The sequence below is a fragment of the Christiangramia sp. LLG6405-1 genome (assembly GCF_045055805.1).
Classification (GTDB): domain Bacteria; phylum Bacteroidota; class Bacteroidia; order Flavobacteriales; family Flavobacteriaceae; genus Christiangramia.
On sequence record NZ_CP159330.1, the window covers coordinates 3,064,671 to 3,083,657 of the forward strand.

Consider the following 18,987-nt stretch of genomic DNA (forward strand, 5'->3'; position numbering starts at 1 on the left):
ACATCAAAAATTACATCAATGCATCACAAATTTTACCTGTCTCTGCTATTGGCAGTTGCAGTTCTATTTTCATCCTGCACTTCAGACGATAGTGCTCCATCAATCGATTATTCCATCAAATCTGACGATTATCTAAAAATCCTGAGTCAGTATGACAACGGCTGGATCAAAGAAGCAAAACATATAGAATCAGAAGACCTGCCAATACATGAGGTTACGTATCATGAAAATGGATTCATCAAATCGGCTAAAGTATATAACTTCTATGATGATCGGGAGTTATATATGGAGGTGAGAAGAGATGAACAAAACCGGCCATTATGGTCCAAGTACTATACTCCTGAAGGCGCTGTGTGGTTCGAAACAGCCTATGAGAATGGTTTAGTTTCAGAAAAAATCGTCTACAGCGAACTAGGAACTTCGATACACACTTACACCAATGGAGAAATCACTTCCATTGAATTTATAAGTAAGAATGGCCTGGATAAAAGTACTACTTCCTATGATCTGGAAACAGGTACAAAAAACGTGAAAATCACCAAAAATTCTGAAGTGATTCTGGAACAGGAATTTCTTGATCAGGATGATTTTGGTTCGGGTATTCTAACGAGTAACCACGCTCCAAAAGCTAATCCTTTCAATGAACCTCAAAACGGCTACTTAGCAATAGGAACTTCTATTAACCATAGTCCCATCTGGCAATTCAATGCAAATCCTCAGGATGATGTGATCGCTTACAGAAAGTATGCAGGTTTGCACCCAACATCTTCAAAATTTGCCGTACAGCATGCTGTTAATTTTGAGATGTACCAATCTATTATTGAACAATATCCATATACTGAAGACCAGGTTTTAATAGTTGGTTATAAAGAATATGAAGGTCGGGCAGGACTAATTGACCTTAGCAGAGACGAAAGGCTGGCTATTGATGCAGAACGACTTGAAAATCCTGAACTGTTTTCGCTGAAATATGGAGACCAGTATATAAATGAGATACATTACGGGAAAAATCTTGTAGTTGTTGGTGCATTGAGAAATATGCCTACACATGTAACAGCGATCAATCAGGTTAACGAGATCGCAAAAAAGCGGATGAACGATATTCTAAGCGGCTCTAACCTGGTGAGCGATCATGAGATGGAAATACTGGATAAAGTATGGTTCGAAGTCAAATTATTTTCCACTTTCAAAAACCAGAGAAATGGAATTGTGCTGAAATCTTTCAATGATTATGAAACTGCTACCCAGGAGTTCATAGATGCCGAACCCGAGATCATTCAGTATGAATATAAGAAATTTGAACACCTGGTTCAATAAAACTCTAAACGGTTTTACACAAAAGCCATCCATTTACGGATGGCTTTTTCTTTTCTGAAGTTTAAATATTTTATATTAGATCGTTATTACGATTATATATGGTCAAATTTCCCTTTCGAAGTAGTTTCTTAAATATTATTTGTGTTCTATTGCTTATGACTGCCGCAACGGTCAATTCCCAGAATAGGATCTCTGGAACCGTTCTTAGTGCTGAAGATTCAACCGCAATTATCGGTGCTTCCATATACTTTGATGGAACCAGTATTGGGGTTTCTTCAAATCAGGATGGAGATTTTAGTATCTCATTTATGGATAATAATTCTGCACTTATAATTACCTCTCTTGGTTACGAAGCGCTTGTACTTGATGCTTCAGAAATATTAAAGAAATCGGTAGATTCAAACTACTACTTACCTATTAAACGTGAGGAGCTGGAAACAGTTTACCTTGAAACAGACCCATGGAGCAGGTCGCGAAAACTCAACCATTTTAGAAAGGAATTTCTGGGAAGGAACTATGCGAAATATAACTGTAAGATCGTTAACGAGGACGCGATCAAGCTTAGATATTCCCCATCAGAAAAGACAATGATCGCTACCGCAAATGAGCCCTTAATCATACACAACGAATATTTAGGTTACGCAATTAGATACCGGCTTGCCGACTTTGAACTAAGATTTCAAATGAATGGTGGATTACTTCTACCCTATTCTACTTATTTTGCCGGTTCAGCCTACTTTCAGCCATTAAAGAAAAAAACCGGCAGGAGGATACTGAGAAACAGAGATCGTAGCTACTATGGCTCATCACTGCATTTTATGCGCTCACTTTATAAACAAAAACTAGAAGAAAACAATTTCGCGATCTATCATAAACGTTTTCAGGTGCCTCCCTATAAATTTTTCAACATTAGCGAGGAAGGAAAAAATCGAAGAATAGAATTACTTGCAGATGACTTGAACATTCTCTACGATAAGACGGAGCAGTCTGCCATCGTTTCGAAAAATGCGTTTATCATAGATCAATTTGGGAATCCATCCCCACCAGAAGCCATCCTTTTAAAAGGTATAATGTCTGAAAAACGAATATCAGAACTTCTGCCTTTGGACTATAAGATCGACTAGCAAAGAGTGAGTAAAAGTTTAGACTTAATTCTACCATTAATTAGAATATAGTGATATTTTTTGATCTATCTTACCTCACTAAATAACTAAAATATAAGATGCTACTTTTCTGGATAACAACCATCATCGCATTTATCATTATCGCATATATTGTACATAAATTCTTCTTTAAAGATGTTCGAGGGAACCCAGCTGAGGATAAAAGGCTTTGGAAATTCTGGGGTATAAGAACTTTTTACTGGCAGGGAGTTTTCCTTATAGCGCTGGGAATTGTTGCACTACTTCTGGCAATTATCAAATGGAGCGGCGTCTGGCCTTTACTTAATTAGACTTCGAATTTCTACGGAATTGTTTATTGCTATTGAAGAACTATTCGAAAAATGATACTTTAGAGGCAAGATACCGTAGTTCTAACCGTTATGATGTTTTATTTACTGAAGTTACCTTAAATACTATCTTCTGTAAAATTTTCCTTTTGAAGAAATACATCTACAGCTATATGATTGCAAGCACTTTATCTAAAATAATCAGGTTAAAATTAATTTTTGGAAAAAAGTTGTAACAAACTAAAGTCTAATTCGTTGTACTAGTACACCATCAAAAATATAATTCATGATCAAAATTATCATAAGCCTTGCGATGCTTGTAGCAAGTAGTATAGCCACATCACAAAATCAAACACAAAATTTACAGTCACAACTGGACTCGATCTGGAAGACCGACCAGGATATAAGATTCGAGCTCATAAAACTTCAGCAGGAAGGAAAGATGAATTCAGATGAAATGAAGGACCTGATTCAGCAAATGAAGAAACAGGATTCAATTAATCTGGACCAGGTAGAAAGCATACTTCAGAATGGGTGGCCAGATGATCTCAACATGCAAGGGAATCAAACAATTTTTCTGGTGATTCAGCACGCCGACCTGCAAACTCAAAAGGAATATCTTCCGGTAATTGAAAAAGCGGTGCAGGACAACAAAACATTCCCCGCGAACCTGGCTCTCTTAAAAGATAGAATGGCTCTCCGCGAAGGAAAGAAACAAATTTATGGCAGTCAGATTTTTATCGATTCCAATACCGGTAAAAAATATGTACAGCCTCTGGAAAATCCTGAAGAAGTTGATAAGCTACGTGCTGAAGTTGGCCTGCTTTCTATGGAAACACATTTGCAACAATCATTTCAAATGGGCTGGAATCTTGAAGAGTATTATAGGAATCTGCCAGAAATTAAGAAACTGCTTGAAGAAAGAAAGTCGGCGAAATAAAGTTTTTGATACTCATATTTTACTATCAGTTGGAAATTTGAAACATCACTCGGTAATTTCTATAAGTTGATTTTAAGTTATATTTGAAAGAACTTAAATAGATAACCAAGCACAGAATGCCTGCTTCAAAAAATAAGATTATTATTCGAACCATACTTTTAGCAGGTACCGTGATATCGCTTTACTTTGTTCCGTGGATGCTCATCTGGGCTTGGATACTACCGTTACCGGACACTGTACAGGAACAATTAAACGAAGGTATCGAGCATGGTTTTGACGGAAGCATCGTGTATATTCAGCAGGGAGATCACCCAGCAGAATTCTATGCAGCCGGATGGCATGACCGCGACCGGATGATAAGAGCTTATCCTGAAGCTTATTTCAAAATTGCGAGTATTGGTAAACTGTATGATGCGGTCGCAATTACAAAACTGGTAGCTGATGATCTTATATCCCTCGATAAAAGCTTAATAGATTATTTCCCTGAGTTTGCCGGGAGAATAGAAAATGCTGAAAATATTACCGTTCGAATGCTGGTCCAGCATCGTAGTGGTATCCCAAATTACACCGATGTGCCTGATTTCTGGATGCACCCACCAGAAAATACAGAGCAAACGCTGGAACTTTTCCTTGACAAACCAGCCAGTTTTGCACCGGGAACAGATTATGCTTACTCAAATTCGAATTACTTCCTTTTAGGTTTGCTAATGGAAAGGGTGACCAGTAACTCCAATGCACAAGTAATACAGAGAAATATTCTTGACCCTTTAAATCTTGATAATACTTTTTTCAGCCTGGATGATATTGATCAGGATAGATTAATGTGCGGATATTATGTTGGAGTTGAAGAAGATATCAAGTCCACAAATTACCATTCGATGATCGCAACTGCTCAGGATGTTGGAATTTTTGTAAAAGCTTTGAATACTGGTAAACTACTAACCAAAGAAGAGGAAAAGATCTATTCATCCATTTATGTATACGATCATACCGGATTGATTCCGGGTTACCAGAGTATTGCCGAATATCATGAAAACATGGATACGGTAGTGATCCAGTTCGTTAATACCGCCAATTTTGATGGCTATACCTGGAGTATTTCTGAAATTGTTTATGACCGAATTATAAAAATCTTAGAGAAGCGCGACTAAGATTTCCGACTCTGCCTGCAATAATTTCAATTGTAAATGCTGTAAAAGCATGATCGTTTTACCATCCTTTATCTCTCCAGTCTTAACCTTAACGCATCAGAAAAATTAAGTTCCAGGACTTCGATGTCTTCCTGTTCTTCAGCTACACCTCCACCCTCGCCTATTTTCATGTCTTCGTGATATTCGGCTATGAAGAAATGTACGATCTCGGTCACCGAACCTGGAGACATATAAGCTTCAAAAACTTTTTCGACATTGGAGATCTCATACCCGGTTTCCTCCTGCGTTTCTCTTCGAATACAATCTTCAGCACTATCTTGATCAAGCAGACCAGCACAGACTTCGATCATCATCCCTGAAGAGTTTCCGTTTAAAAAAGTAGGCATCCGGAATTGCCTGGTAAGAATAACAGTTTCCTTTTCTAAATTGTATAGTAGGATTGCCGCTCCATTTCCGCGATCATAAGCCTCTCTACTTTGCCGCTCCCAATTACCATCATTTTTTCTGAAGTCAAAATTTACTTTTTTGAGCGTGTACCAGTTATCAGATAAAATTTCAATTTCTAGATTATCAACTCGTTCTTGTTTCATTACTTCGGAAAAATTTAAAGTTCGCAAGATAAAGAGCAGTTTTCACTCGAAACGCTTAAAACCAGATATAGTGCAAAAATTTCAGTTTATAGATTTACAAATAATTTACTAACTTTAAATACATTGTAAATGAATGTCTTACGAAAATCACTATTCCATGTCTGTAGAGCGAGGTCCTAAAAGTTTACACGAGCACAATAAATCATTACTGTATTCACAGAAACCTAAATTCAAGGAAGATCTTCGGGACCCGATCAATAGCGATCGTATACGTTTGGATGGCGTAAAATTCAGAAATTATTCTTCCGAAGAACTTGAGCAGGTACTTGCTGAAATAAAACTTAATGCTGCCAGGGATCTACGCCAACAATATAAATTGATGGTCGTCTCCATGATCATATCAGTTTTGATCATGCTCTTTTTAAAATATAAATTAGATCAAAGATTCAGCATTGTAGAATCTGCAGCTACCGATCTTTTATAACTGTTTATATTTCCTGACTTCAGAAAACAGCAGCTATAAATAGCTAGCTATCTGAACCATATACCTTTTATTTCAGCTATAAAAAATTTAGAGAAATACAAATGAAGAAAATTTTAGCAAGCCTATTATTACTGCTTACACTTAGCTTGAATGCACAGGAAATTTCAGAAAAAGAAAAACAGGATAATTATCTACATGAACTTATCGCAGATCTGGTTAATAAAGAAGAAATTACCAGTGATCCTGTCATCATTTTAAATGAACAACTTCTAACATCTGACATCCTGGATACACTCCGTATTTCGAAATTTGAAATAACCTCCTATGCTGTTCTAAAGAAAGAGCAGGAAGATGTTGAGAATAAGTTTGGGAAACAAGGATTGAACGGAGTGCTCATGATCAAAACCAAATCTTATCAGGAGACCGTTAGAGATGATGATTATCTGGCGCAAGAGGATGTTTTGTATCTAATCGATGGAAAAGCCACACATAGCACAATGCTGAAAAATATGGATCCGGAAACCATTGCAAAAATCGATGTATTAAAAGATCAGGACTCTATCGCAAAATATACAAGCAAGGAGGTCCATGGAATCATAAAGATCCAGCTAAAAAAAGAGAGTAAATAGCGATGTACTGCAATGCTGGATAAAGTTTCATTTTATTACTAAATTGAAGGAAGTTTAATAAAAGAATTGGGTAATGAGTAAGCCAGACTTCAGTAATCTACGTTGTATCTATATTAATTGTACGCTGAAAAAATCACCAGAAGAGAGTCATACTTCTAAGTTGATAGAACTTTCCGCAGAGATCATGCGGCGGGAAAATGTAGATGTGGAAGAAATAAGGTTTATCGATCATGAAATTGCTACGGGTATTTATCCCGATATGACCGAACATGGTTGGGGTAAAGATGAATGGCCGGCTATTTATGATAAAATCATGGCTGCAGATATTCTGGTTCTTGGAACACCAATCTGGCTTGGCGAAAAATCTTCCATGGCCCAGAAACTTATCGAAAGATTATATGCCATGAGTGGTGTTCAAAACGATAAAGGTCAGTATGTTTTTTACGGTAAAGTTGCAGGCACGCTTATCACCGGGAATGAAGATGGAATCAAACATTGTGCTATGGGGATTCTTTACTCTATGCAACATGTTGGTTTTAGCATTCCACCTCAGGCAGATGCAGGCTGGATAGGTGAAGTTGGCCCTGGGCCAAGTTACGGTGATACCGAGTGGAAAGACGATAAACTTGATCCACCAGCGGGTTTTGGAAGTAATTTCACGAATAAGAATACTACTTTCATGACCTATAATTTGATGCATTTAGCGTCCAGTCTTAAAAAACAATGCGGTTATCCAGCTTATGGAAATTCAGCGGAAGGCTGGGAAGATGGTAAGCGCTGGAATTTTGAAAATCCTGAGTACAGATAAATCTATTTTCAGAATATAATTAATGGGAATCTTTTTGAACTTATTGCTTTTTCAGAGAAATATTATTTTCGCAGCATTACCTATTTCTTTATTGATAGCCGCTCTAACTTCTGAATTTTCAAATTTTGGATTCTTCTACTTTCTTAGCAGTCTTCTAATCCACCTAAGTGTTTATAGCATCAATCCACCTAAAGAACTATATTTTTATCTAAATAACGGATTCTCCAGAGTTCAGCTCTTTTTGAGTACAATCTTTATTTCGGTTTTAATGATCCTTATATCACAGCTTTTTGAGTAAACTTCAACTTGATAGTGTACAAAAGGCTTATGATGGTCAAAAGATCCTGAACGATGTCTACCTGCAGTGTTCAACAGGAGAAGTGGTTGGTTTACTGGGAAGAAACGGAAGTGGGAAATCAACGTTACTGAAGATCATGTTTGGGTCATTGAGAGCTGACAGTCGGTTTCTAAAAATTGATGACAAGGTTTATTCAGGCTCGAAATCTATAAAAGATATCAAGTACTTACCGCAGGATAGCTTTTTAATTAAGAGTATAAATGTTAAGAGTACTATCAAACTGTTTCTTAGTCGGCAGTGTAGCAGAATAGTTCTGGATTTGCCTATAGTGAAGCCGATATTGGGAGAACAAGTAGGCCATTTAAGTTTAGGACAAAGAAGAACCCTGGAAGTTCTGCTATTGCTTTATTCTGAATCCAGATTTCTATTGCTGGATGAACCTTTTAACGGACTCAGTCCTACCAGCAGAGAAGTAATTTCGCAGCTTATCCAGGAAACAAAAGAGCATAAAGGCATCATCATTACAGATCATGATTACCGGAATGTAATTTCTCTATCAGATCGAATCATGCTAATGGATAATGGAAATCTTCGGAAAGTTGATGATCTGGATAGTTTAATTCAACACGGTTATCTCACTTAAAACTTTTACAAATTGAGCCTTGTTCGTACTGAAGTTTCAGAAAAAGTATAAATCGTAACTTTAGGAAAAAGATGCTATGAAAACTCATTACAATTTGTTCCTTTTATTGCTGCTTGCATTAAGTATGACGGCATGCGGACAGACAAAAAAAGAAAACAACGAAGATGAAACCTATACTTTTAAAAACGGCGATCCAAACGGAATTGGAAAGTGGTATATGGGTAGAGAGATCGCGCTAGTCATGGGGTACCAGGGAATAAACTGGCTGGAAAGATCTGATCGCGAAAAGGAGGAAAATACGAGTTAGTTGCTAAAGAACATGAACATCCAGCCTGGTGATACGATCGCTGATGTAGGTGCCGGCAGTGGTTATCATGCTTTTAAAATGGCGAAATTGGCTACTGAAGGCTTTATTTATGCAGTGGATATACAACCGGAAATGCTTCAGGCGATTTCAGTAAAGCAGTCAGAACAACAGGTTAATAATATTCAAACCATTCAGGGTTCAGAAAAAAGTATTAATCTGGATGAGAATTCAGTTTCAAAAATATTGCTGGTGGATGTCTATCATGAATTTAATTTTCCGAAGGAAATGATAGAATCCATGCATAAATCTCTGACTTCTGATGGTAAGATCTATCTGATCGAGTATAAAGCTGAGGATGCGAACATTCCAATCAAGGAAATTCATAAAATGAGCGAAAAACAGGCCGTAAAAGAATTTGAAGCTTCCGGTTTTAGACTAGAGCAGAATATTGAGAATTTACCCTGGCAACATTGCCTGATCTTTGTAAAGGAAAAAATGAACTAATTCTGTGAAAAAAATCTAATAAATCTATAAATTCAGCAATTCTAAATCCAGATCAATATTAGAAATTTTTTAAACCTATGATGCGGAAGTACCTGTTTCTAAGTATCCTTGTGAGTTTTATGTGTTATACATCCAACTCCAATGCACAACTCCCGGATATCGAGATCATGCATGAGCGCAGAGGTGATAAAAGTATCGAGTTCAGTTACCGGAAGAATAAACCGGGTACATACTATTTAAAGCTGGAGTTTCCAGATCTTAAAAACACCAACCACGGTGATCACAAACAGATCCTGGATCATGACTATGGCAATCTTACCGTATTGCGTCCAATTAATCGGGAAGAGGAAATAGGCTATTCCTATACCTTCTCCTATATACGGGGCATTCCAAATCCTGAAGTAGACTCAACATTCAAGTATTTGTTACCTTTGAAAACTTCGGGAACCGCCAGAATAGTAGAGACCACGCAACAAAATGCAGCCGAAAACCTAGCAATGGTTACCGGAAACTGGATCTCCTATATAATCACCAAAGGTGAGAGTTTTCCCGTTCACGCAATGAGGGAAGGTGTAGTTGTAGAAGTAAGAAATTCAAATTCTGATAGTATTTCCCAGAATGTAAGAAATAGCATTATTATTGAGCATAAGGATGGAACTTATGCAAATTACCAGGGTTTGGAGGAAATTAAAGTCCTTCCAGGAGAAGAGGTATATCCTAACCAATATCTTGGCGATGCTCAGCAGTTCGAAGACCAGAAACACCGACTCGATTTTTCTATAAATTACATCTATAGTGAGAAGTTTGAAGGAAACCGTCAGAATGCATTGAAACAGGATGAGGCTAATTTTAAATTCTTGAAGCCAGTCTTCTTTACGAAAGATCATTCAGGAGCTATCGAATCTGGCAAAGAATACACCATGGAAATGACTCCGGAAATTTTTACACAGGATTTTTCTAAAAGAGAACTTAGAAGATTTAAAAAGAATCCGTCGCAATTTAACTGGTCTAATTGAGCAGATCTTATTAACTTGTAATTAGCAAACATCCTTAATCAAGAATAACGAGATCTTTTATGTGGAGTACTATTATCATCACTTTTATCATTCTAACCCTCGTTCTATGGATCTGGGCATTGGTGGATATTCTAAAAACCAGGTTCAGTTCTCCCATTCTGCAGGTATTATTAATCTTTATGATCTTTTTATTTCCTGTTATTGGATCACTCGTCTACTTTCAATTCAAGCATAGGTTTACGGAATCAAGCAGAAGCTTTGAACCTGTTTTCAAACCAAGAAATTAGCATCTAAAGTTTACATTATTCTGAAGATTAAGCTTTGTTTATAATGCTGATACAGCTTTAATTTTCTTCGGAAGGAGCCAACTATTTTCCTGAAGATCAAATTTTAGGTAGTATGTTAGTTTTCTGAAACATTTTCCTATTTTCGTCGGAAGGTGAAGTCCCTATGAATAAACAGAAATCAAGAATAAAACAAGCCCGGCTCTTAAGGATTTTCAGAAAGATCCATCGCACTATGGGTGCATTTTTATTCGTTTTCTTTTTTATCGTATCCATTTCCGGAATCCTCTTGGGAGCCAAGAAAAATACTAGTGGCTATATTCTTCCAGAAACTCAAAACGGGCAAACTTCAAATTTTGAGGAATGGAAATCCATAGCTGTTCTTGAAAATATTGCACAACAAACATTGAAAGATTCAGTTTCATCTTTATTATCCCGCGATATAGACAGGATGGATATTCGAAAGGAAAAAGGTATTGTTAAGTTTCTTTTCAAAAACCACATTCACGAGATACAACTTGATGGTACTACAGGTGAAGTACTAAGTATTGGCCAAAGAAGATCTGATGTTATCGAAAATATCCATGATGGTTCTATTGTAGATGATTACCTGGGCACCGGTGGGTATTTTAAATTGGTCTATTCTGTTAGTATGGGAATTGCATTACTAGTATTTACCATTACCGGATTCTGGCTTTGGTATGGTCCTAAAAAATTGCGTAAGACCGGCAGATAATCTATTTTAAATGCTTCTCTCCTACTTCGTAATGTATATAGTTTCGCTTCATCCATAAATAGCCAAAGCAATCTATTAAAGGTTTGATCAACCTGTTTCGCAATCCAAACTTTGCAGTTCCTGCTATTCTTGGATAATGGCGAATTGGGATCTGAATCACTTTTCCTCCCTGTAACATGATCATTGCCGGTAGAAACCTGTGTAGTCCTTTAAAAAAGGGAATTCGCTTAGCGTAATCTGTATGCATGATCTTTAGTGGACAACCCGTATCATACATCCCGTCCTTTGTGAAAAAGTTTCTGACGTTATTGGCTACCGTGGAAGAAAGGTTCTTTTTAAAAGAATCCTTCCGCTGATTCCTGTAGCCATTTACTAATTGATAATTATTGATTTCCTTGAGCAGAACTTCAAAGTCTTCAGGATCTGTTTGGAGATCAGAATCTATATAACCAGTAAGACTTGTGGATACATGATCGATCCCAGCTTTGATAGCCGCACTCAAACCGGCGTTTTTCGTAAAGGATATGTAACTGAAATGTTCAGATCTTTCACAGATTTCCCTGACCATTTTTAAACTATCATCTGTTGACCCATCATTTACCAGTAATATTTGAGTGGGAACACTAGATTTTTCTGCATACTCTCCAAGTTTCTGCTCAACGCGGAGCAAGTTCTCTTCTTCGTTATATAAGGGAACTATAACAGTTAATTGGTGCATTCAGAAATATTAGTCAATTAATGTATGAAAATCTTAAACTGCCGCAAATATATAAATATTGCTCAATAGTAGTTTTCCATGTGATTCCGAAGCATAAAAAAACCGGCAACAAAATTGTTGCCGGTTTCTTTTGTCGAGATGACAGGATTTGAACCTGCGACCCCACGCCCCCCAGGCGTATACGCTACCAGACTGCGCCACATCTCGATTGCTTTGCAATAATAAGCTGGTTTTGTAGAGAATTCAAAATAATTTCAAGTAAACAATTGGTTTACTATAGGTCCATTTCTTCCATAAAAGTATCTGGATGAGCTCCAGTCCGCGTATTATCTTCCAGGCTATCAATTTTAGCAACCTCATCTTCCGTAAGTTGAAAATCAAAGACATCAGCATTTTCCTGAATTCGTTGTTTATGTACACTCTTCGGAATAGTCGCAACTCCCTTATGCAAGTCCCAGCGAATTACGATTTGCGCTTCAGACTTTCCGTATTTTTCAGCAATATTTCCAATAAGCTCATTCTCTAATATTTCTCCTCGCATAAGTGGAGACCAGGCTTGATACTGGATCTTATTTTTCTTGCAGTAGTCAAGAATATCCTGCTGAATAAGTTTAGGATGAAATTCATTTTGCAAGACCATCGGCTGTACTCCTCCAAGTTCTTTAATACTTTCCAGATGGTGGATCATACAATTACAAACTCCAATAGCTATAATTTTTCCTTCCTCGTAAAGCTCCTGCAAAATTTTCCAGGATTCCAGATATTTACCAGGCTTTGGCCAGTGAATCAGGTATAGATCCAGGTATTCCAGTTCCATTCTTTCCAAAGTCTCTTCAAAAGTTTTACGTGTGGTTTCAATTCCCTGGTCTTCTATCCAAAGCTTAGACGTTATAAAGATCTCTTCTCTAGGAATATCGCTTTTTCTAATCGCTTCGCCTACTCCCTTCTCATTTCCATAAAAGGTTGCGGTATCTATCAATCTGTAACCAGTTTCAAGAGCAGCTGCAATTGCATTATTGATCTCTTCTCCATTATCTGCTTTATAAACACCTAGCCCTAAACCTGGCATTTTATAACCGTTATGCAATTCTATTTTACTACTAATACTATCTAACATCATCTGCTTTTTCAAGAAAGTTAAAAGTATAATTAGAACATCTGAGTCTCTAATTAGACTTTAAAAATTCTTTAACCTCTTTAAGATAAATTTCGGGTCTCTCAAGCCAACCATAATGACCGCAGTCTTCCATTAAAATTAATCTTGATTCTGGAAGAACACTATCTGCATAGATGGCAATATCTTTATGAACGATTTCATCTACACCATTCAGGATCAAAACAGGTTTATTAAAATTTTTCATCTCTTTGGAAACATCAAAATTAATGAGGTTCATATTGGCCCAAACCTGCGAATTAATTGTTCGATCTGTTGTCATAAGCCTTTCTGCTACTTCTGAAGTTCTGGTGGAATCATTCAAATATGCGATCGCCATGAGTTTCGCCCGCTGGTAACGAGTTTCTCTCAAAGTATCACCTAAACTGATTTTCAGAACTAATTGATTCAATTCATCTTGCTGGGATCTGCTTAATCTATCCCGTAGATCCGGGTAATCTCTTAATCTTAGATCCATGCCACCTGAGTGCGACTGTATCATTGCGCGTACTCTTTCAGGATATTTTGCCGCATAGGCATAAGCGAGCATTCCGCCAAAGGAATGTCCCAGCACGATCCAGTTCTCATATCCCAGGTGTTTCCGTAAAACTTCAATATCCTCCACCATTCGATCTATAGTGTAGTCGGAATTACTATTTGAAAGAATCCTTGACCCTCCGGTACCTCTCTGGTCGTAAATGATAGTTCGATTGTCTTCTGAAAGCAATTGAGCCAGTTCTCCAAAACCATCACTACTAATGCCAGGACCACCATTTATGATTAGAACAGGGTCTCCAGAGCCATACGTACTGTAGTGGAGTTTGCCATCTTTGTACTCTATTGTTTCTTCAGACTGAGCCCGGAAGCTGTTAGTGATAAGAAATAAGAATGTAAGGAATAAAAATAGTTTCATCAGGATGCTTTTGAATATGATACTCTTTAAAGTATCGCTTAGCTTTATAACGCGCTGTAGACAATATTAGTTCAGGCTTGTCGCAAATAGCTTAATATGATTATCTTCACCCCGGTTTTGCCCAAATCAACAACAATGAATAGATCACTTTTACTTAGCCTTTTTTTACTTGTCTTCTTTAAAACGAACGCACAGCAAATTACCGAGAAGAACACAGATAGCCTTTACTTTCAGGGATTAGAACTCTATCAAAATGAACAGTTTCAAAAATCTCTTCAATATGCTAACCGTGGATTGGAACTAGCTCCAGAGTATCATGATATCAGAATATTAAGAATTAGAAATTTCTGGGCGCTTGATAGTATTGATCAGGCAACTAAAGATCTTAATTTCCTTATGAAGGCGGCACAGGATTACCCGGGTGTTCAGGAACTTGTGGTTAGACACTCGAAAATCATTAGTGACCCAGATGATGCGTTAGCTTATCTGGAATTATTAGAAAAAACTCAAAGTATAAGTGCTGACATGCTAATTCTAAAATCTGAACTTTTACTTCAGAAAAAAGATAAAAAAGCATCAAGAGAGATCGCTCTAGATCTATTTGATAATCGTGATCTTGATCAAAATCAACGCTATGTTCTTCAGAATATATTAAAACGTACAGTAAGCAATGAAATTGGAGTAAATTATCAATATATATATTTTAGTGAACAGTATAATCGTGAAAGCTGGCAGACGATAAGTCCCGAGTTTCAACACTTTTTCAACAGCACTGCCGTGATTGCTCGGTTAAATTATACAGACCGCGGGTATGACCAGAGTACTTTATATGAGTTGGAATCTTACCCTGTGTTTAGTAATAAAGTATATGCATTTTTAAATTTGGGAATTTCAGATGGAACTTTGTATCCGGATCTTAGGTCCAGCGCTTCTCTATTTGTCAATATCTTTTCGATCTTCGAACTGGAAACGGGAGCTAGATTATTACGTTTTTCAGGTGAAAATTTTTACTCCGGAATTCTGGGACTCACCATGTATAAAGGAAAATTCTATGTGAATACAAGATTGTTCCTGGGACCTGAATTCAATGATCAGCTTACCCAGAACTACCAGTTAAATGTTCGTTATTACTTAAATAATGCGGATAATTTCTTATTCCTACGTCTAGGTACGGGCATTTCACCAGATGAGACCACGATATTTACTCAGGTACAGGAGAATCCTTCTCTGGAGGCATATTATTCCAATCTTGGACTGAATTTTACCATTGGACCTCATCATATAATTCAGCTAGGCGCTGGTTATCTTTTTGAGGATATTACTTCCACAAGGCAGGGCGATCAATTCATAGGAAATATTGGGTATCGCTATAGATTCTAGGTATCTGAAGCCTTGAATCCTTTTCTGGTCATGGTTCCCCAGCCAGACTCTATTCGGAAAATCTTCTTGTAATAGCCCTTCAATTGACCATATACAAGTACAGGGTGATATAAGAATGGTTCAAGATAAGCTGCAAGTAATAGCTCTACGACCTGTTTTGGTTTATTATAATGGTTGAAGTTTTTGACATACATAAAGATTGCCGCTGTCGAAAATATACAAGCTACTACGTAGGCAGCTGTAAATAGAAGCACTGCCATAGTCCAGTTGATCAATCCAAAGAAAGCGAATGCGATAATACAAATAATACCCAGGAATTCAATAATAGGCGCTCCAAACTCGAAAACTAGCCAATATGGATAATAAAGAATTCCCATATAACGATATTTAGGATTAAAGCACAGTTTCTTGTGAATTTTCAGGGTTTCCCAAAGTCCCCTCGCCCAACGGTCACGCTGTTTGATCAAAATATCATAATTCGGTGGCCCTTCTGTCCAGCATATAGTTTCTGGAAGATAAACTACTTTGTAAGGCAAGTTTTTTTCTTCCATCAAACGCCTTAGGCGTATACAAAGTTCAAAATCTTCCCCTACTGTTTTTGCATCAAAGCCGTTTACCTCGATAACTCGCTTTCTAGGATACATCCCAAAAGCTCCAGATACAAGCATAAGCCCGTTGATTTCACTCCAGGCCATTCTACCCAGCAGGAATGCGCGGATGTACTCCACCACCTGTACCATGGGTACAATATCATTTGGTAATCGAAGTTCTTTCATCACGCCATTCTTCACGATCGAGTCGTTCGCAATTCCAATACCTCCACCACATGCAATGATCTCACTATGATATTCCTCAAGATAAGGTCGAACCATTTTTAGTAATGTATCCTGTTCTATAATACAATCTACATCTGTACAAACAACAAGTTCTGAAGTTGCAAAGTTGATTCCTGCATTTAATGCATCAGCCTTACCTCCATTGTTTTTATCAAGTACTGTAAGATGGGTATATTTTGAAAGCTTACTCCTATAAACATATTTTACAGTTGCTGTAGGAATAGGTTGCGTGATAAAGGTCGCATCCTTCCGTTCAAGCTTAAACTCTCTAATAAGGATATCCAGTGAATCGTCCTTACTTCCATCATTAACAAGTATTAATTCATAGTAGGGGTATTGAATTGACAGCAAGCTTTTTACATTCTCAACAATTGTAAGACCTTCATTATATGCAGGCGCGATGAGAGATACCGAAGGAATATCTGTAGCACTAACAATATCATTTACCTGTAAGAACCGGGATTTCTTTTTATTACGCTTTATGGCACGACTAGCCAGGATTACACCTGTAAAATACATGGACATTAAGGCGATCCCGTATGCAAAGAATAGGTAGTTTGCAGCAAGATATACAGTTTCACCATGGAAGAAATTTGCTATATCATTCCACATTTGAAGTCAAAGTTTCAGGATACTGTTCGTAATAGAATTCCTGGACTTTCTCTTTGAATCCATTGTTCCATAAAATTTCAGCAACATTCAGTTTAAGTTCCTCATTACTGCCATGAAGCTGTCGAAGGTAGAAATCTACATCGATATCAGAATTTTCATAGATATAATTTAAAAGTTGTGCTTGTTGAACAGGATTTGCTACTCTTTCATAGACATCTTTGATATAATTCATTCTTTCGGTAGACAAAGCAAAAGTTTGTATACAGTAAATTGCTGTCTCTCGCACTTCGTAATCTGGATGCTCTAAATGTTCCATGATAAACGGGATTTCGGAATGCAGCTGGAATTTTCTAATAATTCTCATAACAAGCTTTTTACCAAAAAGTTTGTCGGTTTTGTATGCTTTATATAACCATTTCATCTCTGGAGTGGGATACAGATCATAGAGTTTTTCAACGATCTTTATTTGTTGCCATAAGGTAATATTACGTTTTAAGTAAGGAAGGAATCGTAATGATTCCCATCCCATAAAAACAACCATAGCGATCTGCGCTTCTCTACGCACGAAGACATTTTTATTATTCTGAAATTTGAACACCTCGTTCATATACTGAGACTGGTTCATTTCGTAAATTTCTCTGATTCCACGGGCTTTCGAATACCACCCCCACTTGGAGATTTTGGTAAATGAAGCATTGTAAGGAGGTATTTGGCCGTACAATTTTTTGAGCTTGAAATAATTTTCACCAAGGATAGTTCGCTGAGTACGTATCATAAGCTGAATAAGATACTGTACATTGTTTTTATTACCCTTACGAATTCCAACGACTCTTAAACGATCATTAATCTCACTAATTAATAACGGATTACTGCAATCATTGTAAAGATAGCGGCTTACAATATCTGCAAAAGTATATTCAATGCGGTCCAGGGCTTTCATTCGATTCTTTCTATAAATCATCGTGACCGCTATGGAAATCCAATAAACGAAAAGGATCGCCAGCACGCATTTAATAAAAAGTAAAACTCCCGCTTCGGTCATGAATAAGCCTGAATTGTTGATTCGATTTCGTCCAGATCTATGGGTACGGCATAAAATCCGGTGATGTCTTTAAGTGCGAAGATCTCCTTCTTGATCTTATCCTGTCCCATATTCGTAACCACTAAAAGGTTCTTATGCGGAATAATTTCCTGTACCTGGGCTATAAATTCTAAAGGAGCTATTCCCTCAAAAAGAATATCTGTAATAATAAATTCAAAATCACTTTCCTGATCCTCAATTGTAAGAGCATCCAGTGATCTTATAGCTTTACAATCAAAGTGATTTACGGTTACAAGTCTCTCCAGAATCTTCAAAATGATGATATCTTCCTGGATGACCAGAACTTTTCGCATGCTTTTGATTTAAGTTCCAATATACGGAATAGGTCGTTAAAGAGTAAAAAATAATACATTTAGGTTAATATTTTAAATCGATTTCAAGAATTGAGTAAGAAAAATCTTTCTATATTACATTCATCCCAGCGATTTCTTCTGGGATTTTGAATACTATAAATTATAATTTAAATCTTTAACACGTTTATTTTTAGAAAATTAATTGTTGTACTAAGGAGTTTGTTCAGATAGATTAGGGTAGCCTGCGTATAAAACAAGGTTATAGTAATTGCATTTAAACCGGCTTTTTTGCACTAAGTCTATTGGTCTACACTTAGCCGCAATTGACCGAAAGCAATGCCTGCTTAATCGAATTAAGGGCTTTAAACTTAACTTTTATGTCATCTTTGATTGACTAAATTAATTCCCTATGAAACGTAAGTTAAATATCCTTTTTATCGAAGATGATGAAATTGAGGTAATGAAACTAAACCGCACCCTTAATTCCGTAGAATTAAAACATGTGGTTCATAATGCAAGAGATGGTGAAGAGGCGCTGGAATTTTTAAAACAAAAGGATCGGTTACCAGAAATAATATTACTGGATTTAAATATGCCTAAAATGAATGGTATCGAATTTCTTAGTATTTTGAAGCAGGATGAAACGCTAAAATATATTCCTACTATAATTCTTACAACTTCAAATAATCGAAAAGATTTACTTGATTGTTTTAATATTGGTATCGCAGGATATATCATAAAACCTCTCAAATATGATGATTATGTATATAAACTCAAGAGCGTACTGGATTACTGGAGCATTAATGAACTAATTAAAGTATAA

At 36.8% G+C, this 18,987-nt stretch carries 22 protein-coding genes, 1 tRNA gene and 1 pseudogene; 16 read left to right on the top strand and 8 right to left on the bottom strand.

Annotated elements, in window-relative coordinates:
• Positions 1–18 precede the first annotated feature (18 nt).
• The 5 genes from ABVM50_RS14210 (at position 19) to ABVM50_RS14230 (ending at position 4,858) form a co-directional block, all read left to right on the top strand.
• Positions 19–1,317 (top strand): hypothetical protein, encoded by a 1,299-nt coding sequence (locus ABVM50_RS14210; RefSeq protein WP_405199169.1) that lies wholly within the window; start codon positions 19–21, stop codon positions 1,315–1,317.
• 155 nt (positions 1,318–1,472) lie between these two features.
• On the top strand, positions 1,473–2,441 hold the full coding sequence (locus ABVM50_RS14215) for a carboxypeptidase-like regulatory domain-containing protein (protein ID WP_405200719.1): 969 nt from the start codon (positions 1,473–1,475) through the stop codon (positions 2,439–2,441).
• A gap of 98 nt (positions 2,442–2,539) precedes the next feature.
• A complete protein-coding gene (locus ABVM50_RS14220) occupies positions 2,540–2,770 on the top strand; it encodes a hypothetical protein (protein WP_405199170.1) in 231 nt (76 codons plus the stop codon).
• A gap of 283 nt (positions 2,771–3,053) precedes the next feature.
• The gene (locus ABVM50_RS14225; RefSeq protein WP_405199171.1) at positions 3,054–3,707 is read left to right on the top strand and encodes a DUF6624 domain-containing protein; all 654 of its coding nucleotides are present in this window, start codon (positions 3,054–3,056) and stop codon (positions 3,705–3,707) included.
• 116 nt (positions 3,708–3,823) lie between these two features.
• Entirely contained in the window at positions 3,824–4,858 is a 1,035-nt protein-coding gene (locus ABVM50_RS14230) for a serine hydrolase domain-containing protein (RefSeq protein WP_405199172.1), read from the top strand.
• Here the strand turns inward: ABVM50_RS14230 and nudK are convergent.
• Positions 4,841–5,448 (bottom strand): annotated as a pseudogene (gene nudK, locus ABVM50_RS14235) (GDP-mannose pyrophosphatase NudK). The gene ABVM50_RS14230 and the pseudogene nudK sit on opposite strands and share 18 nt — an antisense overlap.
• Positions 5,449–5,581: 133 nt before the next feature.
• On the opposite strand from nudK, the gene ABVM50_RS14240 reads away from it, so the two are divergent.
• The 9 genes from ABVM50_RS14240 (at position 5,582) to ABVM50_RS14280 (ending at position 11,157) form a co-directional block, all read left to right on the top strand.
• Positions 5,582–5,932 carry a hypothetical protein gene (locus ABVM50_RS14240; protein ID WP_141878195.1) on the top strand — a complete coding sequence of 117 codons (351 nt, stop codon included), beginning with the start codon at positions 5,582–5,584 and terminating at the stop codon, positions 5,930–5,932.
• A 101-nt stretch (positions 5,933–6,033) separates the two neighbouring features.
• The gene (locus ABVM50_RS14245) at positions 6,034–6,561 is read left to right on the top strand and encodes a hypothetical protein (RefSeq protein ID WP_405199173.1); all 528 of its coding nucleotides are present in this window, start codon (positions 6,034–6,036) and stop codon (positions 6,559–6,561) included.
• Between the two features lie 73 nt (positions 6,562–6,634).
• Positions 6,635–7,369, top strand: coding sequence for a flavodoxin family protein (locus tag ABVM50_RS14250; protein ID WP_405199174.1), 735 nt, complete (start codon positions 6,635–6,637; stop codon positions 7,367–7,369).
• Between the two features lie 290 nt (positions 7,370–7,659).
• Positions 7,660–8,310 carry an ATP-binding cassette domain-containing protein gene (locus ABVM50_RS14255; RefSeq protein WP_405199175.1) on the top strand — a complete coding sequence of 217 codons (651 nt, stop codon included), beginning with the start codon at positions 7,660–7,662 and terminating at the stop codon, positions 8,308–8,310.
• A gap of 76 nt (positions 8,311–8,386) precedes the next feature.
• Entirely contained in the window at positions 8,387–8,617 is a 231-nt protein-coding gene (locus tag ABVM50_RS14260; RefSeq protein WP_405199176.1) for a hypothetical protein, read from the top strand.
• A 12-nt stretch (positions 8,618–8,629) separates the two neighbouring features.
• The gene (locus ABVM50_RS14265; protein ID WP_405199177.1) at positions 8,630–9,121 is read left to right on the top strand and encodes a class I SAM-dependent methyltransferase; all 492 of its coding nucleotides are present in this window, start codon (positions 8,630–8,632) and stop codon (positions 9,119–9,121) included.
• Positions 9,122–9,198: 77 nt separating this feature from the next.
• A complete protein-coding gene (locus tag ABVM50_RS14270; protein WP_405199178.1) occupies positions 9,199–10,137 on the top strand; it encodes a M23 family metallopeptidase in 939 nt (312 codons plus the stop codon).
• Positions 10,138–10,196: 59 nt separating this feature from the next.
• A complete protein-coding gene (locus ABVM50_RS14275; protein WP_405199179.1) occupies positions 10,197–10,424 on the top strand; it encodes a PLDc N-terminal domain-containing protein in 228 nt (75 codons plus the stop codon).
• 163 nt (positions 10,425–10,587) lie between these two features.
• Complete coding sequence (locus ABVM50_RS14280; RefSeq protein WP_405199180.1) at positions 10,588–11,157, top strand: PepSY domain-containing protein; 570 nt, start codon at positions 10,588–10,590, stop codon at positions 11,155–11,157.
• A gap of 1 nt (position 11,158) precedes the next feature.
• On the opposite strand, the gene ABVM50_RS14285 is transcribed toward ABVM50_RS14280, so the two are convergent.
• The 4 genes from ABVM50_RS14285 to ABVM50_RS14300 all read right to left on the bottom strand — a co-directional run bounded on the left by ABVM50_RS14285 (position 11,159) and on the right by ABVM50_RS14300 (position 13,941).
• On the bottom strand, positions 11,159–11,875 hold the full coding sequence (locus tag ABVM50_RS14285) for a glycosyltransferase (RefSeq protein WP_405199181.1): 717 nt from the start codon (positions 11,873–11,875) through the stop codon (positions 11,159–11,161).
• A gap of 133 nt (positions 11,876–12,008) precedes the next feature.
• A tRNA-Pro gene (locus ABVM50_RS14290) sits at positions 12,009–12,082 on the bottom strand.
• Between the two features lie 67 nt (positions 12,083–12,149).
• Positions 12,150–12,995: an aldo/keto reductase gene (locus tag ABVM50_RS14295; RefSeq protein ID WP_405199182.1), complete on the bottom strand. Its 846-nt coding sequence runs from the start codon at positions 12,993–12,995 to the stop codon at positions 12,150–12,152.
• 46 nt (positions 12,996–13,041) lie between these two features.
• The gene (locus ABVM50_RS14300) at positions 13,042–13,941 is read right to left on the bottom strand and encodes an alpha/beta fold hydrolase (RefSeq protein WP_405199183.1); all 900 of its coding nucleotides are present in this window, start codon (positions 13,939–13,941) and stop codon (positions 13,042–13,044) included.
• A 135-nt stretch (positions 13,942–14,076) separates the two neighbouring features.
• Between ABVM50_RS14300 and ABVM50_RS14305 the strand changes: the two genes are divergently transcribed.
• Complete coding sequence (locus ABVM50_RS14305) at positions 14,077–15,321, top strand: YaiO family outer membrane beta-barrel protein (RefSeq protein ID WP_405199184.1); 1,245 nt, start codon at positions 14,077–14,079, stop codon at positions 15,319–15,321.
• Here ABVM50_RS14305 and ABVM50_RS14310 read toward each other — a convergent pair.
• Genes ABVM50_RS14310 through ABVM50_RS14320 form a run of 3 tightly spaced genes read right to left on the bottom strand, consistent with a single transcriptional unit; the run spans position 15,318 to position 18,164 of the window.
• Positions 15,318–16,769, bottom strand: a complete 1,452-nt coding sequence (locus tag ABVM50_RS14310) for a glycosyltransferase family 2 protein (protein WP_405199185.1) — start codon at positions 16,767–16,769, stop codon at positions 15,318–15,320. The genes ABVM50_RS14305 and ABVM50_RS14310 overlap by 4 nt on opposite strands.
• Complete coding sequence (locus tag ABVM50_RS14315) at positions 16,759–17,811, bottom strand: hypothetical protein (RefSeq protein ID WP_405199186.1); 1,053 nt, start codon at positions 17,809–17,811, stop codon at positions 16,759–16,761. Before ABVM50_RS14315 ends, ABVM50_RS14310 begins: the two co-directional genes overlap by 11 nt.
• On the bottom strand, positions 17,808–18,164 hold the full coding sequence (locus tag ABVM50_RS14320) for a response regulator (protein ID WP_405199187.1): 357 nt from the start codon (positions 18,162–18,164) through the stop codon (positions 17,808–17,810). The genes ABVM50_RS14315 and ABVM50_RS14320 overlap by 4 nt, the downstream gene beginning before the upstream one ends.
• A 409-nt stretch (positions 18,165–18,573) precedes the next feature.
• Between ABVM50_RS14320 and ABVM50_RS14325 the strand changes: the two genes are divergently transcribed.
• The gene (locus ABVM50_RS14325) at positions 18,574–18,987 is read left to right on the top strand and encodes a response regulator (protein WP_405199188.1); all 414 of its coding nucleotides are present in this window, start codon (positions 18,574–18,576) and stop codon (positions 18,985–18,987) included.